This window comes from uncultured Gemella sp. (assembly GCF_963529685.1).
GTDB lineage: Bacteria > Bacillota > Bacilli > Staphylococcales > Gemellaceae > Gemella.
In genome coordinates this window covers 1-22,654 of the sequence record NZ_CAUSAI010000014.1, presented here as the reverse complement: position 1 = coordinate 22,654, position 22,654 = coordinate 1, and the positions used below count along the sequence as shown (strand labels likewise).

At 31.6% G+C, this 22,654-nt stretch carries 19 protein-coding genes, 2 pseudogenes and 1 other annotated feature; of the genes and pseudogenes, 4 read left to right on the top strand and 17 right to left on the bottom strand.

Annotated features, from left to right (window positions below; translation table 11 throughout):
* The first annotated feature begins 236 nt into the window (after nt 1–236).
* A complete protein-coding gene (locus RWS90_RS03590) occupies nt 237–1,670 on the top strand; it encodes a folylpolyglutamate synthase/dihydrofolate synthase family protein (protein ID WP_314548696.1) in 1,434 nt (477 codons plus the stop codon).
* A gap of 41 nt (nt 1,671–1,711) precedes the next feature.
* On the opposite strand, the gene RWS90_RS03585 is transcribed toward RWS90_RS03590, so the two are convergent.
* Together RWS90_RS03585 and RWS90_RS03580 are read right to left on the bottom strand one after the other, a co-directional pair.
* A complete protein-coding gene (locus RWS90_RS03585; protein ID WP_314548694.1) occupies nt 1,712–2,470 on the bottom strand; it encodes a Cof-type HAD-IIB family hydrolase in 759 nt (252 codons plus the stop codon).
* A 4-nt stretch (nt 2,471–2,474) separates the two neighbouring features.
* Nucleotides 2,475–4,181, bottom strand: a complete 1,707-nt coding sequence (locus RWS90_RS03580; RefSeq protein WP_314548691.1) for a PTS transporter subunit EIIC — start codon at nt 4,179–4,181, stop codon at nt 2,475–2,477.
* Between the two features lie 238 nt (nt 4,182–4,419).
* Here RWS90_RS03580 and RWS90_RS03575 point away from each other — a divergent pair, with 238 nt between their 5' ends.
* Nucleotides 4,420–5,190 (top strand): MurR/RpiR family transcriptional regulator, encoded by a 771-nt coding sequence (locus RWS90_RS03575; RefSeq protein ID WP_314548688.1) that lies wholly within the window; start codon nt 4,420–4,422, stop codon nt 5,188–5,190.
* 182 nt (nt 5,191–5,372) lie between these two features.
* Here the strand turns inward: RWS90_RS03575 and RWS90_RS03570 are convergent, their stop codons facing one another.
* The 3 genes from RWS90_RS03570 to RWS90_RS03560 are packed head-to-tail and all read right to left on the bottom strand — an operon-like array spanning nt 5,373 to nt 9,456.
* Nucleotides 5,373–7,991 (bottom strand): hypothetical protein, encoded by a 2,619-nt coding sequence (locus RWS90_RS03570; RefSeq protein ID WP_314548686.1) that lies wholly within the window; start codon nt 7,989–7,991, stop codon nt 5,373–5,375.
* 23 nt (nt 7,992–8,014) lie between these two features.
* Nucleotides 8,015–8,620, bottom strand: coding sequence for a YtpR family tRNA-binding protein (gene ytpR, locus RWS90_RS03565; protein ID WP_314548684.1), 606 nt, complete (start codon nt 8,618–8,620; stop codon nt 8,015–8,017).
* A gap of 35 nt (nt 8,621–8,655) precedes the next feature.
* Nucleotides 8,656–9,456 (bottom strand): DUF1444 family protein, encoded by an 801-nt coding sequence (locus RWS90_RS03560; protein ID WP_314548681.1) that lies wholly within the window; start codon nt 9,454–9,456, stop codon nt 8,656–8,658.
* A gap of 177 nt (nt 9,457–9,633) precedes the next feature.
* On the opposite strand from RWS90_RS03560, the gene RWS90_RS03555 reads away from it, so the two are divergent.
* Nucleotides 9,634–9,894: a transporter gene (locus RWS90_RS03555; protein ID WP_314548678.1), complete on the top strand. Its 261-nt coding sequence runs from the start codon at nt 9,634–9,636 to the stop codon at nt 9,892–9,894.
* A 551-nt stretch (nt 9,895–10,445) separates the two neighbouring features.
* On the opposite strand, the pseudogene RWS90_RS03550 reads toward RWS90_RS03555, so the two are convergent.
* The 12 genes and pseudogenes from RWS90_RS03550 to RWS90_RS03495 all read right to left on the bottom strand — a co-directional run.
* A pseudogene (locus tag RWS90_RS03550) lies at nt 10,446–10,715 on the bottom strand (transglycosylase SLT domain-containing protein); the annotation flags it as partial.
* Nucleotides 10,716–10,784: 69 nt separating this feature from the next.
* Nucleotides 10,785–11,435 (bottom strand): annotated as a pseudogene (locus tag RWS90_RS03545) (ubiquitin-like domain-containing protein); the annotation flags it as partial.
* Between the two features lie 4 nt (nt 11,436–11,439).
* Complete coding sequence (locus RWS90_RS03540) at nt 11,440–12,228, bottom strand: TatD family hydrolase (protein WP_314548677.1); 789 nt, start codon at nt 12,226–12,228, stop codon at nt 11,440–11,442.
* A 237-nt stretch (nt 12,229–12,465) separates the two neighbouring features.
* Nucleotides 12,466–12,957, bottom strand: a complete 492-nt coding sequence (ybaK, locus tag RWS90_RS03535) for a Cys-tRNA(Pro) deacylase (RefSeq protein ID WP_102169840.1) — start codon at nt 12,955–12,957, stop codon at nt 12,466–12,468.
* Between the two features lie 162 nt (nt 12,958–13,119).
* Nucleotides 13,120–14,283, bottom strand: coding sequence for a 5-methyltetrahydropteroyltriglutamate--homocysteine S-methyltransferase (locus RWS90_RS03530; RefSeq protein ID WP_314548675.1), 1,164 nt, complete (start codon nt 14,281–14,283; stop codon nt 13,120–13,122).
* Between the two features lie 84 nt (nt 14,284–14,367).
* A complete protein-coding gene (locus RWS90_RS03525; RefSeq protein WP_314548673.1) occupies nt 14,368–15,108 on the bottom strand; it encodes a cyclase family protein in 741 nt (246 codons plus the stop codon).
* Nucleotides 15,109–15,206: 98 nt separating this feature from the next.
* Nucleotides 15,207–15,458, bottom strand: a binding site (T-box leader).
* Nucleotides 15,459–15,636: 178 nt separating this feature from the next.
* Nucleotides 15,637–17,046 carry a hypothetical protein gene (locus tag RWS90_RS03520; RefSeq protein WP_314548671.1) on the bottom strand — a complete coding sequence of 470 codons (1,410 nt, stop codon included), beginning with the start codon at nt 17,044–17,046 and terminating at the stop codon, nt 15,637–15,639.
* Entirely contained in the window at nt 17,039–17,905 is an 867-nt protein-coding gene (locus tag RWS90_RS03515; RefSeq protein WP_314548669.1) for an ABC transporter ATP-binding protein, read from the bottom strand. Before RWS90_RS03515 ends, RWS90_RS03520 begins: the two co-directional genes overlap by 8 nt.
* Nucleotides 17,886–18,026 carry a hypothetical protein gene (locus RWS90_RS03510; protein WP_314548667.1) on the bottom strand — a complete coding sequence of 47 codons (141 nt, stop codon included), beginning with the start codon at nt 18,024–18,026 and terminating at the stop codon, nt 17,886–17,888. The genes RWS90_RS03515 and RWS90_RS03510 overlap by 20 nt, the downstream gene beginning before the upstream one ends.
* A 2-nt stretch (nt 18,027–18,028) precedes the next feature.
* Nucleotides 18,029–18,397, bottom strand: coding sequence for a GntR family transcriptional regulator (locus tag RWS90_RS03505; protein WP_314548665.1), 369 nt, complete (start codon nt 18,395–18,397; stop codon nt 18,029–18,031).
* A 134-nt stretch (nt 18,398–18,531) separates the two neighbouring features.
* Nucleotides 18,532–19,002: a threonine/serine exporter family protein gene (locus RWS90_RS03500; protein ID WP_314548664.1), complete on the bottom strand. Its 471-nt coding sequence runs from the start codon at nt 19,000–19,002 to the stop codon at nt 18,532–18,534.
* Nucleotides 19,002–19,772 carry a threonine/serine exporter family protein gene (locus RWS90_RS03495; RefSeq protein ID WP_314548662.1) on the bottom strand — a complete coding sequence of 257 codons (771 nt, stop codon included), beginning with the start codon at nt 19,770–19,772 and terminating at the stop codon, nt 19,002–19,004. Before RWS90_RS03495 ends, RWS90_RS03500 begins: the two co-directional genes overlap by 1 nt.
* Nucleotides 19,773–20,254: 482 nt before the next feature.
* Between RWS90_RS03495 and RWS90_RS03490 the strand changes: the two genes are divergently transcribed.
* A complete protein-coding gene (locus tag RWS90_RS03490) occupies nt 20,255–21,760 on the top strand; it encodes a C69 family dipeptidase (protein ID WP_314548661.1) in 1,506 nt (501 codons plus the stop codon).
* Nucleotides 21,761–22,654 lie beyond the last annotated feature (894 nt).

The following is a 22,654-nucleotide window of genomic DNA, read 5'->3' as shown; positions in this document are numbered from 1 at the left end:
ACAAAGTTCATATGAAAACTCATAGACGTAGTGGTTTATTGATATCTAAATTCGCTTTATAAAAACTTCTAGATATCTAATAAACTGTGTAAGGGGAACTCGACAAAATATTGTTTCTTTAGAAATCACGATTTTTAGCTTTAACTTAAATCCCTTCACCAAAATTATATCCTTTACAATTCATCTTTATCATTATAAAATTAAGTGTATATTATTAGAAATGTTGGTGTTTATTTATGAATTTGAATTGTAAAATAAAATTTGAGAAATATTTAAAAGAAAATAATTTAGAAGATAAAAATAACATACTAGACCTTTTCAATCAGTTAAGTTTAGAACAACTTGCTGAAAAACTTCTAACTTTAGATGAAGATGAAATTATAAACTACGCAATTGAATGTGTTTGTGAAGAACTTCTTATTACTTCATCATATAAAATAGAACGTACAGGGATGAAACTAGGTCTTCACAGAATGGAACATATTCTTGAACTTTTCGATCATCCTGAAAAAGATCTTAAAGTAATTCATGTTGCTGGTACTAATGGTAAAGGTTCTACTTGTTCTTATTTAAAAGATGTCTTAAAAACTAAGTATAGAGTTGGATTATACACAAGTCCTGGTATGCTGAGTTTTAACGATAGAATTCGTGTTAATGATGATTTTATTTCGTATAAGGAAGCTTATCGTTTATTCAAACTAGTTCAAGAGACTTACGACAAAAATAATCCAGATCCTAGTGATAAACTGTCATTCTTCGAAATCATCACTGGTGTAGCTTTATTATACTTTAGAAATCAAAAAACAGATTTCGTAATTATGGAAGTTGGTCTTGGTGGAAGATATGACGGAACAAATATTTTTAAAGAAAAAGTATTATCTATAATTGCAAAAATCGGTCTAGATCACACTGCGATTCTTGGTGATACTCTTGAAAAAATCGCCTATGAAAAAGGTGGAATTATCCAAGAAAATGATAATGTCTTAATATATCCTGCTGGCGAAGGTGTTGTAAATGTAATAAAAGACATCTGTCAGGAGAAAAATGCTAACTTAAATATCCTAAATGAAAAAGATATTGTTGTGAACAAAGTTGAAGCTAAAGGCAATGAATTTTCATATAAAGGTATAGATTATTCTACTAAAATGGTCGGAGCTCATCAAGCTTTTAACGCATCTTTATCTTTAGAAGCATTAGCTAATCTGAAAAAACGTAGTATTATCGATATAGAAGATAGTGTTATAAAAGAAGCTCTAAGTAAATCGATTTGGGTGGGTCGTTTAGAATGGATTCGTGAAAATATTCTTCTAGACGGTGCGCACAATAATGATGGTATTGATAGTTTAGTAGCCTACCTAAATAAACAAAAATTCCCTAAACTGAAGATTCTACTTGGTATTTTGGAAGACAAAGACTATAAAGATATGATTCAGAAATTAAAAACTATCCCTGCTGAATTTTCAGCGACAAAAGTTCCAATTGAAATTAAAGAATCAAATCTTGATAATCTAGTTCAAAGTTTTGGTGATACTCATGTTACTAAATACGATAATTACGAGGTTGCTTTAAACAATATTATTCCAAATTTACAAAACGATGAAATTCTTCTAATTACAGGTTCACTTTATCTTATCTCAGCGGTAAGAGGTGAAATACTAGAGAAATATTAAATACACAACAAAAGAACCAGCATCTCTGCCGGTTCTTTTTTCTATTCATAGTTTTCTACAAAATGTTTTATCGCCGCTGCAAAGTCTTCTACTACATGTGTAGCTTGGTCTTTTACTTCTTGTGGCGCACGATTCATACAGTATGAAATATCCGCTACCTTAAACATATCCACGTCATTTCCTGAATCTCCTAAAGCTATTACCCTATCATATCCTGACTTAATAGTTTTAATACCACTTGCTTTAGAAATATTTTTTGCTGTGATTTCCATACGTGTTGAACCTGATTTATAAATCTCTACTTCTGGAAATTTTTCTTTCATTATATCGTAATGATAATCTAATTGTTCTTTTGTTGGTCTTACATTTATTTTATAGATTGTTTTTCCTTTTAACAGTTCAAAAGGATTTTCAACACAAATGAGTTCCATGTTCCACAATCTATCTTTTTTCTCATGATCAAAATTACCAATACGTTGTTTTCCATCTAAAGCATCAAATACTAATTTGCTCTCCTTTAGATATTCAAATATTCCAGTCAAATCGTTAGTAGGAATGTGATTTTCAAAAAGAATTTCATCTTGTCTTGTTACGACCGCTCCGTTAAACCCTATCATGTGTGTAACATCCATATCATTACCTTCGGCAATGTATTTGATTTCTTCAACAGAACGCCCAGTCGCAACTGAGAAATCCCCGTAATTTTTAGCATCATGATACGCTTTTAAATCTTCTTTTTCAACGAACACTGAATTTTTTACAAATGTTCCGTCTAAGTCTGTAACAAACAAATTCTTCATGAAATTATTCCTCCATACCAAGCATGTCTTGGATTTCCATTTTTAATACATTGGCATGAGAACCGTAGATTGATTGCATTTGCATATCACTTTCCGCAAATCCCATAGCTCCAAGTTTTGTTGTAATACGCTCTTGATCAACTACGCTTTTATCTTTTACATTGATTCTTAAACGAGTAATACAAGCATCTACCGCTTCGATGTTATCTGGACCACCGTGTGCTTTAATTAACTCAGTAGCTTGTTTTCTAATTCCTTCTGGTGTTTTTTGTACTGTTTCCATTACTTCGTCATCACCAGCAGCTACATCAACTGATTTTGGGGCTTCTTCTTTACCGATTGTAGCGATTTCTACACCAAGTTTAGCACGAGCTTCGTTTTTGTTAGATAATTTAACATCATCTCCGTCTTCACGACCAGGCGTTTTAAGATCGAATTTAACAATCATAAATCTAAATACGATGTAGTAGATAAAGAAGTAAACTACACCAACGATTGGTACTAACCACCAAGCTGTTTTAGGACCTTGAAGTACTCCGTAGATTACCCAGTTAATAAATCCGTGTCCAGTTGGAGTAGCAACCCCTGCTCCTAACATGTGCATTACGAATAATGCTGAACCAGCTAGGAATGCGTGTACTACATAAAGGATTGGTGCTACGAATAAGAATGTGAATTCGATTGGTTCTGTGATACCTGTTAAGAATGAAGTACCAGCAGCTGCGAATAATAATGAACCTACAACTTTACGTTTTTTCTCATCAGCTGTTCTATACATTGCATAAGCTGCACCAGAAAGACCGAACATGAAGTAAACGAATTTACCACCATTGAATCTTGTAATACTTGGATCCACATGTTGTACATTCGGATCAGCTAATGAAGCTAAGTAAGCGTTAATTGTACCAACTACACGATGTCCACCAATTTCCCAAGCTCCACCTAGTTCTGTTGTACGAACCGGCCAGTTTAGACCGTGGTGAAGACCAAACGGTAATAACGCTCTCTCTACTAAACCATAAAGGAACGTTCCAATAGGTCCAGACTTAAGAATAAATACTGATAACACACTGATACCTTTTTGTACTGGAGGCCATACAAAGAATAGTCCAGTAGCTACTGCTGACATGATTACGATAGTTGCAATCGGTACGAAACGTGGCCCACTGAAGAATCCGATTACTGTTGGTAATTGAACTTTTACAGCCCACTTATGAACGAAGTATACTACGATACCAACGATGATACCTCCGAATACACTAAGGTCCATTGTTTGAATACCTAGTACTTTTGTCTGCATGGCATTTGATAATGCTAGTTTTGCTTCATTACTTGATAATTTACTAGTATCTACTAATTTATGACTTTGTACTAATAAGAAGTTAAGCACGTAGTGTAATACGATAAATCCTAGTAAACCTGAAAGAGCAGCAGAACCTTTTTCACGTTTTGCTAACCCTACAGCTACCCCAACCGCAAAAATAATTGGTAAGTTGTTGAATGCTGTGTCTCCTAATACAATTAGGAACTTCATAATAAACTGAATAATGTCATTTTTTAAAACTGGGAACATTTTTAGAGTATTTGAATTACTGAAGGCTGTCCCGATCCCTTTGATAATACCTGCACCAGGTAGTACAGATACTGGTAATAAGAACGAACGTCCGAATTGCTCGAAAGCAGAAACGAATTTATTTTTTTTCTTTGCCATTACCTTTTCTCCTTTTATAATTTTGTATAGCCATATTATAACAAATTTGAAAACGATTTTTCCTATTTTGCCTAAAAGTTCCTTCATTTGTAATTTATTACTATTTTAGTAAAATTTTACTAGACTATGTAAACTACTGATAAAATAGCTTTTATTTTCTAGATTTTTATGTTATGATACATTATACTGAGTAAAGAAAAGGAAATTCATTAATAAATTTTACTCCCGGAGGCGACTTATGTTTTTTGACAATCTAAAAGACAATTATGATAAACTATCCATCTCTGAGCAACAAGCTATTGATTATCTTATGAAACAGGAAAATATTGAACATACTACTCTAAAAGAAATAAAGCAGGCTGTTCTAGTGTCTTCTTCTACAGTGATTCGCGCTTGCAAAAAACTAGGTTACAATACTTTTATTGATCTAAAATACGATCTGAAAATAAGTAAAAAATTAGCTAAAAATAGTAATCACTCTACTTCATCTACTTTTATCACTCTGAAAGAACAGCTAAGTGTTGAATTTTCTAGAACAATTTCAATTCTTAACCAAGATGACTTTGATATTTTTGCCGAGAAGATAATCAATTCACGACGTATTTTTTGTCTAGGTAGTGGTTCTAGTTATATGGTTATGAGTGACTTTAATAGAAAGCTTAAACTTATCAACTTATGGGCAAACGATTATTTTGAACACTATTCTATTAAAAGAATTCCTGAAATCTGTACAAAAGATGATGTGATTTTAGTGTTCTCTCTTAGTGGTAATACCGATGTTATTAATGATTGCATTTTAGAGGCGAAGCAAAACGGTACTACAATTCTGTCTATTACAAGTCTTGCAAACAGTCCTCTAGCTAAAATGAGTGACCATTTAATAAAAGTCTATGATGCTCCGAAAAATAGGAAGAAAATCCGTTCTCGTCTTATGCTAAATGTAGTTGGTATTATATTATTTGAGACTATCGTTAGTACAATAAATCCTGGTCAATATGTAATTGACTAAAATTTTAAGAAGCTTCTAGACAATTTTCTGAAGCTTCTTTGTTTTCTTATAAATTATTTCTATTACAGTTATCTAATTCACATCTATTTCATAGATTATAATAAATAGGAGTGACTCGATAAGACCTGATTTTTCCAAAATCACAATTGTGTCGAGTCACTCCCTGTTTGACATATGTCTAACTAGTCTTTCTTGTTTTTCACTTTATTTTTTGGAACTCTTTTTGCTGTCCCTATATTCCAAACTGTTTCCTCTTGAGCAGCTATTTCTTTATAGATATTCGCATTATCTTTTTCTATACTAGCATCTTTTTTAGGACTTAAACCCTTTTTTTCTTCTACTTTAGGTTCTGATTTTTTTATCTGCGTTTCAGACTTTTTCTCAGGAGTATTAATTGAAAGTTTCGTTGTTGAAATTCCTGCTTGTTTATTTGTATCAGAAGCAACATTTCTAGGTGCCGAACCATATACAGAAGAATAAACAGGTGAAGGTTTAAACTTACCTACGCTTCGAGGTTTTGGTGTTATTGTATTCGAGTTCATCATTTGTCCCGTTACTGATCTTGTAGCTGTAGACAATCCTGCTGAAGAATATTTTTCAAAAATAGCATCCAGTATTTTTTGATTATTTTCAATTTTTTCTTTACTTACAGGTCGATAACCATAATCAACAGTTTTGTATTCACCTAATTTAGATCCTTGACCTTTATCAAAGTATTCAGAAACATCATTAGTGTATAGTTTTTCTGTATATTCTATTCCACGTTCTACTTCCTCCTCTTTGAAATCTTTCTTAGGAGTCTCATTTCCTTCTACTCTCATTTGGGCAACTTCTTTTGGAACAACTTTCTCATCAGTAAATTTATCAACATCATTAGAAGCTTTGATAACCTTATTATTAGGTGAAACTTCTCTTAACAAACTATCGATATCTACAGAATCTGTTGTTTCATCCAAATAATTTTTCTCTTCTAATTCTTCGATTTCATCTTCGTCTAAATGATAGTCGCTATAGCCTGATAATCTATCTTTTTTGACTTCTTTAATCTCTTCGTAATCCTCGATTTCGATATCTTCTATCTTAGCCGCTTCTTGAACTAAATCAACATGAGATTTCACTTCTTCTTTTTCTACTTCTTTTTCTTTCAGTAAATCTTCTAGATTTTCATTTAATTCTTCAATTTCAGGTAAAGTTTCTTCTTTTTTCGGCGAAACATCTACATTCGCTGATTCTATTAGCTCATCAAGTGCTGTCTTTTCTTGAGATTCATCTGATTTTTTACCTTCGTATAAACCTTTTCTAAAGTTTTCTACATCCTCAGTAACTTCTTGACCTTCTTCGAATCTTTCACCTACAAGTTTTTTACTCACTCTATCAATATCATCTTCAAATAAATCTTCATATCCTTCTAGTACATCATCCACAGAAGTGTATTTTAATTTCTCACGACGACTTCCTTCAGCATCTAATTCTCTAACTTCTAGTTCTGGTGTTTCTTGCTCATGAGTTTTATTCTCTTTCTCACGAATTTCATCAAAAATTCCATCTAGTTTGTCGTTTTTCTTAGCATATAAAGGATTATCTTTTTCTATCTTATCACTTCTTCTTTCAAGTGTATTAAAGTTTTCTTCGAATTCTTTGCGTGCATCTTTATTTTTAGTAACTCTTTCATCTTGAACTACTACATCTTCTTGAACTTGTTCTTTAAATGAACTTGCTACCTCTTCTTTTAATTCACTACTATCTTTACCAAGTACTACACTGTCTCCCAAAGCATCTATCTTATGATCTTGTTTTAATCTCTTAGTCCTAACCGCAGCTAATGTTGGATGCGCTCTTCTTGATGGATTCTCATCAAAAATATCCACATCACGCAATTCAGTACCACTTACACCAAGTTTTTTCAAAGCATCTCCCAAGTCTGTAACATTACCCGTTGATACCACTTCTTCTTTTTCTTCATATTCTGTAATATCGATTTCTTCAAATTTAGGAGTTGCTTTTTGTTCTTCTACAAACTCGATTTCTAATTCATCTTCTGAATATCCGTGCTGTTTCGCAGATGCTGATTTATTTTTTTTCTCCTCAAGATTTTTATCTTCTTCTAATTCTTCTAAGTCATCTAAAACTGCATCTAGCTCTTCTTGATCAATTTCGTCATCACTTACATTGAATAGTTTATCTTTAAGTCTAGCGAAAAATCCTACCTTTTTCTCAGTTTCTTCTTCGTATTCATCTTCATAATCAAACTCTTCTTCATAGTTTTCTTCAACAACTTTAGCTCTAGCTCTTTCTTTTTCTTCACGTTTTTGACGTTCTAGATATGTTTTGTAGTCCTCAGCTTCATCATCTTCTTCGTCTTCAAATAGTTCATCATCCGAAAACTCATCATCTTTTTTATTTGAAGCAAACAACCCTTTAAGTTTAGACATAAATCCATTTTCTTTTTTAGGTTTTCCATCTTTTTTGAACTCTTCTTCAAAATCTTCATCTTCATAATCATCGATTTCAAAGTCATCTAAATCGACTTCTTCATAGTCATCTAATTTTTTTGTAGTTTTTTCGTAGTTTTCGCTAAACTCTGGAGATAATTCATCATCAAATGATTTCCTATTTTTATTAGAACTGAAATCTATTTCAAAATCTTCTTCATCTTCATAATAAGTTCTTTCTCTTTTCCTATTTTCAGCTCTTTTTTCCCTACGTTCAGCTAATTCATCTTTTTTCTCTTTTTTAGCTGTATTTTCTTCAAATACTTCATCTTCATCTTCTTCTAAAAACCATTTTTTCCAATTAACCATATTTCACACCTCCTAGTTAGATTCTATTTAAGATTCAAATCTTTCACACGAGTTCCTACTTTAGTATCTGCTTCTAATACTAAAATACCTCTTGCTTCTTCTTGCGGTAACCCTAGTTCACGTTTTGAACAAAGCATTCCATTTGATTCAACCCCGCGCAGTTTTGATTTTTTAATTAATAGACCACTTGGCATCATAGCACCACTTAGTGCTACAACAACTTTCTGTCCTGCTTCTACGTTTGGAGCACCACATACGATTTGTAATGTCTCTTCTTCACTAACTTTTACTTCTGTTACTTTTAATTTATCAGCATCAGGGTGTTTTTCACAACTTAGAACTTCCCCAACTACAAAGAACTCATCATTATTACCTTCTAGGTCAATTTTAATCCCATTCTTCTCTAAACGTTTTTGAAGAATTTCTTTTTGTTCTTCTGTTAAATCGATACTACCTTCTCCATCTAACTTTAAATTCTCAACATTGAAAATATTTAATCCAACTAAAGCACCATTTTCGTCTTTAATTAGAATAATATTCTTCTTATCTTCGTATGTTACCTCTTCTTTACTCTGAATAGTAATTAATAATGTTTCTCCTAACATTTTCTTATTGTAAAAAAATAACATGAATCTCTCTCCTATAATAATTTTTAATTTTAAAGTTATTCTACAAAAATAAAATAACTCTCTAGTTCTTTTCCATCGTATTTAAACGTTATTGTCGTTATTGGTACAAGGCCTTCAGTAAAAAAATGCACCATCATTTTTTGTAGAATTTCTAGTCCTTGCTTATTCTGTACATCTGCTATAATCAATGTGTCTTGATGAGGTAAACCTACATAAAATGAACTTCCTATTTTGTCATGAAAGTAATTCAGGACATTCTTATCAAATATCCTTGCCCCATCATAGCCATCTTTTGCATTTAGGAAATAAAATTTATTCCCTGCAACTTCATCCATATTATACTTAAGTGGTAGTTTTTCTAGATTATCTTTAGCAAAATCTAAAAATTCTTCTTCCGTTTTAGAAAATCTACTAAGAAAATTACCATCTAATAATTTATAGCCATCTTTAAAATCATAAGCTAAATATATTCTAGTTTCATTTGTATGATCAAAGCTAACAAGATTTTTCTCATTATCTTTATTAAAACTACTTGCTCGCACTACCGGATAAATATTTTCCAATAATTCATCCTCAGTTACATCATCTATAGAAAGTTCTTTTTGTGCATTGAAGTTTCCTACTATGTAGTAAACAAATTCCTCTATCTTCTTGTCACTTTTACTAGTTTTCTTATCTCCTAGCTTCCTTACAAAACTATCTATATCAATCTTAGCACGGCGATTTTCATATTCTAAAATAAAAACACTACTTTCTTTTTCTCGCCTCTCATGAATTTTTAAAGTAGGCAGTTTTTCTATTATTTTTTCAAATATATAATCTCTTGAATAAGACATATTGCCTCCTATTTTGTGTATAATATGGCAACTTAATTATACCATATTTATTCGCATTCAATCAACACAATTAAGCAATATATACAAATATTATTCACTTTTTTACACTTTCCTCATTTTATTGCACCTTTACTTTTATTTTGTTATAATTTTATATATACACCTAGGAGGTTTTTTATGGATAATAAATTGAAACGTGCCGAATTATTGGAAAAATACAACAACTGGATTAATAAAAATAAGAAAAGATTAATTATCTCTTTTATTATTTACGTAATAATTATTTCTTTAAATTTGTTACTACTAAAAAACAATAAAATTACTATACTTTCTAGCTTATTGTTTTTCACTTATGCAATTTACGTTTTTTCTCTAATTTGGTTTATAAATAATAAATTAATTCTAAATATCGATTCTGTAGATTTTGATGTAAAATAAAAAATCTAAGTTATAAAATAGGATGTCCCCTCTACTCTAAAGACGAGTTCATCCTCTATGACTTAGATTATCTTTTTACTTAAACGTATTATCGTTTTTATTATACCACATATTCTTTATCATTATAAGACTTGTTTTATCCCTTTATTTATGATAAGTTGTAAGTGAAAAATAATAGTATATGTTTTTAGGAGTGACTCAAAAATCGTGATTTCAAAAAATCAATTTTGTTGAGTCAACCTAAATTAAAGGGGGAAATTAAAATGTATATTCCAACAGTAGTAATAATTGGTATGGTATGTGGCGGTATAGGTGGAGCTCTAGGCTATTACCTTACAAAAAAGAATAGAAAAAGAAAAAAATAGGGAGTGACTCAAAAATCGTGATTTCATAGAAATCGATTTTGTCGAGTCACCCCCTCACAGTTTATTAGATATCTAAAAAGCTTTCATAAAGCGAATTTAGATATCAATAAACCACTGCGTCTATGAGTTATCATATACACTTTTTTAAAATTTAGGACTTTTGGGTCAGCCCCTTTTACTTATTTATTACATTCCCCAAGCAGATAGTCCTTGCGCATTATATGCACGAGTTGCCGCTTCGATTTGATCTTGAACTGTTGCTGTAGATCCCCATCCTGGCATAGTTTGGAATAATCCACTAGCTCCAGAAGCATTTCTTGCTCCTACTTGTCCGTTTGATTCACGAGCGATGATATGTTCCCAAGTTGACGCTGGTACTCCAGTACGACGAGCCATCTCTTGAGCTGCTGCTGCTCCATCTGCTCCTGCAGTATTACCATTAGCTAACGCTACCGAACCACCTGCCGCATATGATTGAGCTGCTGCGTATGATTGTTCAGCTACTGGGCGTTGTTTAGTACCAACAACCACTACCTTAGCTGTAGCTTCAGTAATCACTTTCTCAGAAGCAACTTCCCTAGATACCTCTTTACCATTTTCTCTTACAACATTGTAAGTAACTTCTTTTTCACCGTTTTTACCTTCAACTTTTGTAACTTTTTCATCTACATATTTAGAATCATCTTTTTCTTCTTTTGTTTCAAATTTGATTACTTCTTTTTTAGTTTCAGTAGTTTTTCCAGTTCTAGCAATTTTAATTGTATCAACTGTTGCTACTTCACTATTTAATCCAGGCGTAACTTGATCTTTTTCTCCAAGAGTAATGTTTAATTCTTTTAAGATATCTTCAACTTTTTTGTAAGTAGTTTTTCTTACCGTAGTTGTATCTCCATCAACGATTGTTACTTCATGAGCTTTGTAGATGTTAATAGTTTCTCCACCGTTAACTTTTGTATCTAAACCTGGTTCTACTCTATCATCTGCTCCAAAAGGAATATCGTTAGCAATAAGAATTTCTCTTACTGTTCCTTTTTTAGTTTTAAGCTCAATTTTACTGCTATTATCTAAATTCACGGCAAAAACATTGTGCCCTGTATATTCTTCCGCTACTACGAAAGCTCCTGATAATAATAATCCTGACGTTGCCGCTGCGGCTATAATTCTACCTAATTTCATTCTGTTAATCAATCTCCTTTTTTTCTTCTAATCCGAACAACGTACATGCATTGTTAAATGTATGCTTCGTTAGTTGTTCATATGACATTTCTTTTAAATCTGCAATTTCCTGTGCTACATAGTGCACATATGCTGGCTCATTTCTTTTACCTCTATATGGTGTTGGTGTTAAATACGGACAATCTGTCTCAATTAACAGCCTATCTAGCGGACAAGCTTTTGCTACTTCTTTTGGTGTTTTAGCATTTTTAAACGTTACTGGTCCACCTAATGAAATATAAAAGTTCTCTTTTAGCATAATATTCATACTTTCAACTGAACCTGAGAAACTATGCATTATTCCACCTATTTCACTAGCCTTTTCTTCTTGAAGTATTTGTATCGTATCTGCCATAGCATCACGTGTATGAATTACAATTGGTTTGTTTACCTCTTTTGCTAGTTGAATTTGTCTTCTAAATACTTCTTTTTGAACATCTTTTGGACTTTTATCCCAATGATAATCCAATCCGATTTCTCCGATTGCTACTACCTTATCATTAGTTAAAGCAATATTCTTAATCATTTCATATTTTTCATCAGTAAAATCTATTGCTTCTACTGGGTGCCAACCGACTGTTAAATATAAAAAATCATATTTAGCTGTGATTTCCAGTGCTTTTTCTATACTTTTATCATCGAAACCAACTATATTTATTAATTTTACTCCCGCTTCTTTCGCACGAGCAATGGTTTCTTCTAAGTCTTCTAAATAAGCATCATCATTTAGATGCGCATGTGTATCAAATAACATACCACGCCTCCTTACTCTTATGATTATAACAAAAGAAAGTTTCAGTAGAATATCTAAATTGTGTCAATTATGTTACAATACTTTTTCAATTAACGAGGGTTAACGTAATCATAAATAAATCTTAGAATATTCCTATAAAATTATCTCTATACTTTTCTAATTTCTTCTTTGTTTAATAAATTTAATTTAAATAAAAAATAAAAACTAGTCTTCATTATAAAAGACCAGTTTTTTATCTTATTCAGCTTTAAAATCTACTACTTGAGCACCAATAAGTTGTTCTAAAACTTCTGGTTTCACTTCTACTTGATGTCCTACTTTACCTGCTGAAACGATGATTGTTTCAACTTCGCGACATTTCTCGTCAACAAAAGTCGGAAATAATTTTTTCATCGCAAATGGTGAACATCCGCCTTTTACATAACCAGTAATTTTTGTTAAGTCTTTAAGCGGTAGCATTGATAAACTTTTCACTCCTGCTGCTTTGGCAAGTTTTTTAAAGTTTATGCTGTCTTCACTCATAAGTACTCCTACAACGTAGTTACCTTTGCCATCTGTAGTCATTATTGTTTTGAATACTTGATTATGATCACGCCCAATAATATCAGCTACTCCTACTCCAGTTTTTGCAGCATCACTTTCCGCATCAAATTCAAAATGATTATATTCTACACCATTTTCATCTAAAAATCGCATAGCATTTGTTTTGATTTCTTTTTTCTTAGCCATATCTATACCTCATCATCTAATTATATTGATTATATCTAAATTATAAATAATATTTTACTCCAAACTTTCTCATGTGTCAAAATTTCTTTATACTAAAATATTTCTTTCATAATAAATAAGTTGCGCTTTAAATTTTAAAGCACAACTTATTACTTTCTTACTTTAGTCTTCTGTTCCCCAAACTTCTTCTACTATTTCTTTGATTAGACCAATTTTTTTCCATTGATCTTCTTCTTTAATGACATTTCCTTCTTCAGTAGAAGCGAAGCCACATTGAGTACTTAAGTAGATATTTTCTAATGGAACGTACTCACTAGCTTCTTTAATTCTTGCGATTACTTCTTGTTTATCTTCTAAATCTGCAAATTTAGAAGTGATTAATCCTAAAACTACTTTTTTGTCTTTCCCAACTTTCGCTAATGGTTTGAAATCTCCTGCACGATCTGTATCGTATTCTAAGTAGTATGCATCTACATTTTCCCCAGCTAGTAGTTCGTCTTCAACGTTTTGGTATCCACCTTGAGAGATCCATTTAGAAGCGAAGTTACCACGGCATACGTGAGTATTAATTGCTAAATCTTCTGGCTTACCTTCTATTGTTTCGTTATTAAGAGCTAAACAACGTGCTGCATATTCTCTACGAACTTCTTCTAATGGACGCTCGTCACGGAAACGATTAGCAAATCCATCATCAGCTAATGCTCCCCATGTACAATCGTCAAATTGTAATACGCGTAGCCCTTCATTGTAAAGGTCTGCTATTACTTGTTTATATGCTGCTACAATCGCATCTTTTAATTCTTCGAATGTTGGATAGAATTTTTCATATCCTTTAATGTGATCTTCTGTACGAATCAACTCGAAGTATAATTGTGATGGTGATGGAATTGTTAGTTTAACTGTTACATCTTTTTTATCAGCTACTAAGTCTCTTAAGAATTTGTAGTGTGCTACAAACGGATGATTTTCTCCGCTGATTTTCCCTGATACTTTTGCTGTATCTGGTTTAGTTTCAATTCCTTTGAATGGGTACCCTTTTTCTCCTTGTACGTGTTCTACACCGTTAAGTCCCCAGAAGAAATCAAGGTGCCAATATGCACGGCGGAACTCTCCATCAGTTACCCCTTTTAATCCATTTGCAATTTGTTTTTCAACTAATTCTGTAATTACTTTATCTTCTACTTTTGTTAATTCTTCTTGTGATAATTCTCCTTTTGAGAATTTCTCACGAGCTTCTACTAACTCCTTAGGTCTTAAAAATGATCCCACGTGATCTACTCTATATGCTGCTCTTTCTACTACTTTATTTTGACATCCTTGACACATATTTTATTTCTCCTTTTTATCTACTTTTCTCTTTTTTTATAAATATCCTTTTTCATAAACTAAAAATTTTATATAAAGACCGTACTATTCGTCCTCTGGTAATATCGCTACTACTCTTACTGGAGATCCAGTCGCTTCTGTCCAATTTGGATAAGCAATTGATATTAATGCTCCAGTCGCAGGTACTTGATCAAGATTTGCTAAAACTTCGATTTGGTAAATATCTTGTTCCAATAAATAATATTCTTGGATCAGCCCTTCAGCAGCTGCTGTAACTCCTGAGTCAGTATCTAGAGTTTCGTGACCAACCGCTTTAACGTTTCTTTCTTTAATTAAGAATTCTAATGCATCTCTTCCCCATCCTGGAGTGTGTTGAACTTCATTCTCATCTAGGTTTCTAATCTCATCATAGCTAGGCCAACGTTTTGACCAATCACTTCTGAATGCTACGAATGATTCTGGTAATATCTCACCATGTTCAGCTTCAAAATCAAGGATATCTTGTTTAGAAATTACGTAGTCATTATTTTCTGCTACTTCTTTACTTTTATCAATTACATATAAAGGTAATAGTAAATCTTTAAGTTCAATTTCATCTAACCAGCGACCACCTTCAACGAAGTGAATAGGTGCATCGATGTGTGTTCCATATTGACCTACAACGGAGAACTTTTGAACATAGAATCCATCTTTTAAAGTAAAGACATTTTCTTTTTCTAAAGCAGGTAGTGCTGGGAATTTAGGTGAATTTTCATCAATTTTATGGCTTAAGTTAACCCATTTTTTGTTTTTTAAAGTTTTATAAATATTTAGTAATTCTGACATGTTTTTGTCCCTCCAAAGTGTTTGTAATATTAGATTAAGTTAAGTATCCTTGTGATTATTTTGAGAAATAAAAAAATCCTCACAGAAGCTTATGCTTCTGCAAGGACGTCTAATAATTTACGTGTTACCACCTTACTTTATGATATTCTCACAAATATCAACTCAAAAAGTACGCACCAAAATAGAATGGTGTTATACCCTGAAGCTATAACGGGCTCACCCGTAAAAGTCTAATTATTCGACCATTAACACTCAAAGACCATTTTCAAAGTTTCCAATACGATCTCTTTTCACCAACCGAGACTCTCTTTACCATCTTTCACTTTTACTTATCTTATCAACGTGTGAATCATTAACTTGTTAATTAGTATAACAATTAATTTTTAGTATGTCAATAGTTTTTTTGAAAAAATTGTATATTTTTATCTAAAAACTATTTATAATTTTGAGTAATTGTCAGAAAACAAGAGACAATTCCTTTGTTTCTATCATAGAATACTTATCTTTTTCCTAAACTTTTATAGAAACTTATATTCTTATTTTTGTTCGAACCAGTTTCCAAAGAACAGCTGGCACTAATAATATTGTTAACACTAAAGCAACGATTTGATTAATACCGAATACATCTACTAATACTAGTAAAACAAAAGTAAATACTCCCATTAATAATATTAAATATCCCACTAATGAAACTCTTTCTATTATGAAAAATGCACCTTCTTTTTCTACATTATGATTTTTATAAACCTTACTTGTTAACAGCATAATTATTGTTAAAATAACTAGGTAAATAATAATATTCTTCCAAGGAGTATACCCGAAATAGTAAAACATTGGCATCCATGGTAAATTATCAACAAATGGCCCATCTGGAAGATAATTTACAAAGAACAATCTTCCTACAGCAATCCACACTCCCAATGGATAATATATCAGTGTAAGGGCAGGAATATACATTACGCCTATACTCAATATACTTCCACAAAAACTTGATAAAATAGCTCCTAGTAATACTAAACCTATTCCCAGTATATATATTTTATTATTTATTTCAAATACCGCTGGCGCGTTATAAATTTCTCCTAACAAACTATTACTTATAACCACTATATTAGCTAGTCCTGTTAGAATATAAGTAACTATTAAAGTTAAAAATGATAAAATTACTTTGGCAAAATATACTTTCTCTTTTTCATAAGGTAAGCTCGCTACAAATTTACCAAAATTAGTATGATATTCAACTCCAAAGATTAACAACGGGATTAAAGTTATCAAAATATAATAACCAATATTAATCCCCTCGTTAAACATAGTTTCTTTCAACTTAACTTTACTAGCTTCTAGATTTTCTTTTAAGAAAGTTAATGTTTTTACATTACTAATATCTAGTGCTGGTGGATATACTTTATCTAATTCCTCTTGTTTATCAAAGTACTCCTTGCTACCTGGCTGTATTCGTGACCATTCTTTATACTTAGGAACGTTATTCAGTTCTTCTTCTGTTAAATATTGTTTGTATTTTTCACTCTCTCCACCTGTAAGTACATTTAGATCCTGATTATTAGTATAAAATGTCCATAATGGAGAACTTGGAAAATTATGTAAATATGCTCCAACCGCATAAGCATGTTTCATCTCATCTAATTTATCTTTCGATATTTTTTCCTTATAATTTTTTTGATATTCTTCTTTCAACTTATACAATTCATTTGTTTTTTGATTTAACTCATCATTAGATGAGCCTTTTCTAATTTCCAATTCTTTAGCTATTCCTGTTGTTAATTGAAAATCATAAACTGCAACTCCATTTTTTAATTTATTTAGTTGTTTATTAGTAGTTGTGGCAGCAAATGTTGAAAAGGCAATTAATAGTATAATTAACATTATTGAATATTGTTTCAAATATATACGAATAATTTTTAAAATATCTTTACACATTTTCATCTTCCCCCTTACTATTTATTAAAAAGATATCTTCTAGCGAAATAGGAAGTCTATCATATTGAAGAAGTTCTTTATCTTGAATAATATCTTGAGTAACTTCATAACTTCCTTTCATAATAACTACATAGACTCTTCCAATATTACTAATAATTCTTACGTCAGGATTACTGCGTAACTCCTCTGATATTTTTTCTTGATACACTAATTGATATTTACTATACTCATCCTTATTAACTTCTTCACTAACTCCTACCCCATCATCTAAATAGACAACCTTATCACTTATATTTTCCAGAGCATTTAATTGATGACTACTAATCAATAATCCAATCCCATCACTTTGAGCATCCAAAATATAGTTAGTTATTACTTTAATATTTATTACATCTATCCCATCCAATGGTTCGTCTAAGAGGATAAACTTAGTTCGGCACGAGATCCCCAAAATTAAACTAAAAATAGTTGATTGTCCTTTGGATAACTCAGATAATCTACTAGTTAGTGATAATTTAACATTTTCTAATTCTGTTTTAAAATATTGTTCATCAAAATTTTCATAAGCTAACTTGTAAAATTCACAAACCCTTTTAATTTTAGAATTTTTAAAATAATTGAATCTATCTGGTATATAAATCAGTTGTTTTTTTATGTTTTTATTATCTACACCTTCAATTCCTATTTCCCCAGAATCTTGACTATATATTCCTGATAGTATCTTTAATAAAGTTGTCTTCCCACTTCCATTTCTACCAACAAGTGCTACAATTTCCCCAGAACTTACGGTGAAACTAACATTGTTTAATACTATCTTTTTTGAAAATTTTTTATTAATATTATCTATCGTAAGTTTCATAATTTTTCTCCTTTATCTTTTCTGATATGACTTCGCATAATTTCTCCATCGATAATCCTAAAAATTTCCATTCCATGATTAATTCTTTTAACTTTCCATCAATCTCTTTCTCATTATCCATAATTAATCATCCTTTCGAAATTCTAACTTAATTTTTTCTAATAAAGCTTCTTCGGAAATTCCTCTTATCTTTACTTCCCTAACTAAATCCTCAATTATAGAATCTATTAATTCATAATTTGGAACAATATTGTCAAAATTATTAGTAATAAAAGTACCTCTTCCTACGATTGTTGTGATTATCTTTTCACTTTCTAGCTGTTGAAAAGCTTTTTGAACTGTACTAACATTAACACCAAGCATTTTAGAAAATTCTCTTACCGATGGTAATTTATCTCCCTCTTGTAATAAGTTTTTACTTATCATAGATTTAATTTGATCTACTATTTGTTTATAAATAGGTTTATCTGATAATGCTTCAATCTGAAACATGGTGACCTCCTTTCTAAGTGTACCATATACCGCCATACATTTTCTACTTAAAGTGTACCATACATCGCCATACATTACAAGTAAAAAAAGACATAATAATAAATTTTTTTAATAAATTATTATGTCTAAATTTTTTATTTATGTTTTTTTTGTAACAATGGATTTAACACTACTCTAAAAATAGAATCAGCTATAATAATTCCTACTGCTAATCCTACCGCTCCATAAAAACTATTTAGGAAGATTTTAGCAGAATTTCCGTATTCATCTAATAATAATGTTCTAAATGCATCGTAAATAGTAACTCCAGGTACTACTGGAACTAATCCAGGTACGAAGTAAACCGTTAATGGATTTTTAAATTTAATCGCACAAATTTGGCTTATATTTGCTAAAAGTAGTGAACACACCAGACTTGACATAAAAACACTTTGTCCATGACTCCACATTTCCCAATATCCACACCAACCTATCGCACCTATTATTCCACCAGTCACTAAAGTTTTTCTAGGAACATCACAAATAATTGCAAATGACACCGATGATATAAAACTAAAGATAAAGTGATATAGTAATAATAAACCATGACTTAATACTGCAATCATTATAACGCACCTCCTAGTAATCTAACAAGATAATAAACTGTTACAATTCCCGCACCTAGTGCAAAAGCCACACAGAATGTTTCAATAAAACGTATAGTTCCTGAAATAAACTGCTTAGCTATAATATCTCTCATAGAGTTCGTTATTGTAATACCGGGTACAAGTGGAACTACTGCCCCGATCATAGCAAGTCTAAGCGACTGACCATTTAATAAGGCAAAACCTAAATATCCCGCTACTCCTCCTACAAAGGTACTAATATACTCCGAGATAAACGGTGCCTTTAAATAACTTATGACTTTTATGTAAACATAAAAGGCAACCGCTCCCGCTATACTACCCGGAATCACATCCCAAAAACTACCTTCAAAAATCAATACAATACTACCACTAAGAATACCTGAACAAAGTACTTTGAACCAATCTTTAATTGGACTTTTTTCTGCTTGAACTCTCTTTAATGCATCATACATATCAATTAGAGAAATTTGTCCTGCTGTATAAGCTCTAGATAGTGTGTTCACCGCTGTCGTCTTTGTTAAGTTATACGTTCTATCATCAACCCTTCTAAAATCCGTTCCAATTCCTTCAATTCGGATAAATATACCCGTCAAAGTTACGTGTGTATAATATTCATCTGTTCTTACTTCTCCAACACCTTTTCTAATAATCCTCTCAAGTGTATCTTCAGTACGATAAACTTCAGCTCCATTTTCCATTAAGATTCGTCCTGCAAGTAACGCTGTTTTCATCAATAATTTTTCATACATCACTTTTCTCCAACAAAGATTAGTTGAGTAACAAAATAAAAAAACTATATATTATTACACAGTTTTAAATATTGCTATCTTTTTCATTTTTCATTACTCTTAGTTGCTAATCTCTCACCTTTCTTAAAACATTTCCAAGGTTATTATATCATAAATATTGTAATAAAAATATACTTTTTATAATTTTATTTTTCTATTCTTTCATCTTCAATAATTTTATTTTTTATAATGTTTTTTAATTTGTTATTATACTTTTTCCTTTTAATAAAATCTTTATTTTCTTTAAAAAAATTATTTTTTTACGATATTTTCTCATATCACTTGAATAAAATATTTATAAGTACTACAATAAAATTAAAGAATATTTCGTGTGGGGAGGAAATATTATGAAAGTCATATTTTTAAAAAAATTTCGAGAATAATATCTATTAATAATTATACAATTTAAATGAATATTAATGTACAAATAGGAGGAGATTATTATGGGATGTACAACTATTCTTGTAGGTAAAAATGCTAGTTTTGATGGTTCAACTATGGTGGCGCGTACTGAAGATTCACCATCTGGAGTATTTAGAGCAAAAAGATTTATCAATGTAAGTCCAGAAGAACAACCGCGAAAATATAAATCTGTTATTTCTAAGGTTGAAATAGATTTACCAGATAATCCTGTTCGTTATACAGCAGTGCCAAACGCTATTTTAGACAATGGGATTTGGGGACAATGTGGTGCCAATGAATTTAATGTTTCTATGAGTGCTACAGAAACTATAACATCTAATGAACGTGTTCTTGGAGCCGATCCATTAGTAGAATACGAGCCTGCTGTAGGAAAACCAGGTGATGCTGATTATATTCCTGAAAAAGTAGGAGGAATTGGTGAAGAAGATATTTATACGATTGTAATGCCTTATATTGCAAGTGCTCGTGAAGGGGTAACATTCTTAGGAAGTTTACTTGAAAAATACGGTACTTATGAAATGAACGGTATTGCATTCCAAGATGAAGATGAAATTTGGTGGTTTGAAACTATTGGAGGGCATCACTGGATGGCACGTCGTGTACCTGATGACAGTTATGTTATTATGCCGAACCAACTAGGTATAGACGCTTTCGATTTTGAAGATGCTTTTGGAGCTAAAAAAGAGTACATGTGCTCTGCTGATTTAAAAGAATTTGTAGATAAATATCATCTAGATTTATCAATTGATGGTAATTTTAATCCACGTCACGCTTTTGGTAGCCGTAGTGATGCTGATCACACATATAACACACCACGTGCATGGATACTACAACGTTATTTCAATCCTACATCAAACACATACGATGGAATAAATGCTGATTATCGTCCAGATTCTGACAATCTTCCTTGGGCTAGAATTCCTGAGAAAAAAATAACTGTAGAAGATATAAAATATGCTCTATCACATCACTATCAAGGAACTGAATATAATTCATATTCTAAAAATATCCACTCAGTTAAAAAAGGAACTCTACGTCCAATTGGTATAAATCGCACTAACTTCTTAGGATTAGTTCAAATTAGACCTTATATGCCTGACGAACTTAAATCAATCCAATGGTTAGCTGTTGGTTCTTGTGTGTTTAATGCTATTGTTCCATTCTACACTAACATTAATCGCACACCAGAATATTTAGCTAATACTACTAACCAAGTAACAACTGAAAACTTCTACTGGACTAATCGTTTAATAGCTGCTCTTTGTGATGCTCACTTTGCTGATACTGCTTCACATATTGAACGTTATCAATTAAAAGTTCAATCACAATCAAGAGAACTTCTTAATAAATATGATGAAGAATTTATAGAAACTAAAGTTTCTAAAGAAGCTGCTAAAGATTATCTTGAAAAAGCTAACGATATTATTGCTAGAGAGCTTAAAGTCCAAACAGATGATTTACTAGATAAAGCATTATTTACAGCGAGCTGTAATATGAAAAATAAATTCGCAAGATCTGATGCGTAGATTTTAAAAAGAGAACCATGTGGTCTAATGCCATATGGTTCTTTAATTTTATTTTACTTTATTTATCTGTATAGTAAGTCTTCGTTGCGTACGTTGTACTTAACCTATGCCAATTCATAATTTCAAATTCTACTTTGCCACTTTGCAGTTGGAACTATGAGTTAATCGTTAAATTTCACAAATCCAAAGGATGCAGAGAAATTTTATCGAGTAACTTATGCAACAATAACTCTAATCATCAGAAGCAACGCGACTAAGATGATTAGTAGTTATCACTGCTACTTTCTCTCATCTCTTCGTTCCTCTAAAAGTAAGTCTTCGTTGCGTACGTTGTACGTAAGGATTTCGACAAATCAAAGATCCCATAAATCTTAATAACGCTCGCAGTAGACGTATTCCAATCAACTTCAGCTATCGCCTTGCTTCTTGATACGTCCTTGCGTACTTTGTACCTAACGTATTCTATTTCATAATTTCAAATCCTACATTGCCACTTCGCAGTGGTTGCTTGCCAATCACTGCGCTCTTGGAGCAACTGTGCGTATTTTGCACGTAAGGATTTTTACGAATCGAAGATTCTAAAAATCTTAACGCTGCCTCGCAGTCTTGACTATGAGTTAATCGTTAAATTTCACAAATCCAAAGGATGCAGAGAAATTTTATCGAGTAACTTATGCAACAATAACTCTAATCATCAGAAGCAACGCGACTAAGATGATTAGTAGTTATCACTGCTACTTTTATTCGTCTCTTCGTTCCTCTAAAAGTAAGTCTTCATTGCGTACTTTGTACCTAACGTTTTATGCAATTCGAAGAATTGCTAAAACGGAAGGTACAAAGCAAAAAAAGACTACCTTGCCTGGTAATCTTTTAAAGTATAATTAGATTTAATTT

Excerpts from the sequence above, each read along its gene's own strand:
- RWS90_RS03590 (WP_314548696.1), top strand. The coding sequence starts at position 237 with ATGAATTTGAATTGTAAAATAAAATTTGAGAAATATTTAAAAGAAAAT.
- RWS90_RS03585 (WP_314548694.1), bottom strand. The coding sequence starts at position 2,470 with ATGAAGAATTTGTTTGTTACAGACTTAGACGGAACATTTGTAAAAAAT.
- RWS90_RS03580 (WP_314548691.1), bottom strand. The coding sequence starts at position 4,181 with ATGGCAAAGAAAAAAAATAAATTCGTTTCTGCTTTCGAGCAATTCGGA.
- RWS90_RS03575 (WP_314548688.1), top strand. The coding sequence starts at position 4,420 with ATGTTTTTTGACAATCTAAAAGACAATTATGATAAACTATCCATCTCT.
- RWS90_RS03570 (WP_314548686.1), bottom strand. The coding sequence starts at position 7,991 with ATGGTTAATTGGAAAAAATGGTTTTTAGAAGAAGATGAAGATGAAGTA.
- ytpR (WP_314548684.1), bottom strand. The coding sequence starts at position 8,620 with ATGTTATTTTTTTACAATAAGAAAATGTTAGGAGAAACATTATTAATT.
- RWS90_RS03560 (WP_314548681.1), bottom strand. The coding sequence starts at position 9,456 with ATGTCTTATTCAAGAGATTATATATTTGAAAAAATAATAGAAAAACTG.
- RWS90_RS03555 (WP_314548678.1), top strand. The coding sequence starts at position 9,634 with ATGGATAATAAATTGAAACGTGCCGAATTATTGGAAAAATACAACAAC.
- RWS90_RS03540 (WP_314548677.1), bottom strand. The coding sequence starts at position 12,228 with ATGTTATTTGATACACATGCGCATCTAAATGATGATGCTTATTTAGAA.
- ybaK (WP_102169840.1), bottom strand. The coding sequence starts at position 12,957 with ATGGCTAAGAAAAAAGAAATCAAAACAAATGCTATGCGATTTTTAGAT.
- RWS90_RS03530 (WP_314548675.1), bottom strand. The coding sequence starts at position 14,283 with ATGTGTCAAGGATGTCAAAATAAAGTAGTAGAAAGAGCAGCATATAGA.
- RWS90_RS03525 (WP_314548673.1), bottom strand. The coding sequence starts at position 15,108 with ATGTCAGAATTACTAAATATTTATAAAACTTTAAAAAACAAAAAATGG.
- RWS90_RS03520 (WP_314548671.1), bottom strand. The coding sequence starts at position 17,046 with ATGTGTAAAGATATTTTAAAAATTATTCGTATATATTTGAAACAATAT.
- RWS90_RS03515 (WP_314548669.1), bottom strand. The coding sequence starts at position 17,905 with ATGAAACTTACGATAGATAATATTAATAAAAAATTTTCAAAAAAGATA.
- RWS90_RS03510 (WP_314548667.1), bottom strand. The coding sequence starts at position 18,026 with ATGGATAATGAGAAAGAGATTGATGGAAAGTTAAAAGAATTAATCATG.
- RWS90_RS03505 (WP_314548665.1), bottom strand. The coding sequence starts at position 18,397 with ATGTTTCAGATTGAAGCATTATCAGATAAACCTATTTATAAACAAATA.
- RWS90_RS03500 (WP_314548664.1), bottom strand. The coding sequence starts at position 19,002 with ATGATTGCAGTATTAAGTCATGGTTTATTATTACTATATCACTTTATC.
- RWS90_RS03495 (WP_314548662.1), bottom strand. The coding sequence starts at position 19,772 with ATGTATGAAAAATTATTGATGAAAACAGCGTTACTTGCAGGACGAATC.
- RWS90_RS03490 (WP_314548661.1), top strand. The coding sequence starts at position 20,255 with ATGGGATGTACAACTATTCTTGTAGGTAAAAATGCTAGTTTTGATGGT.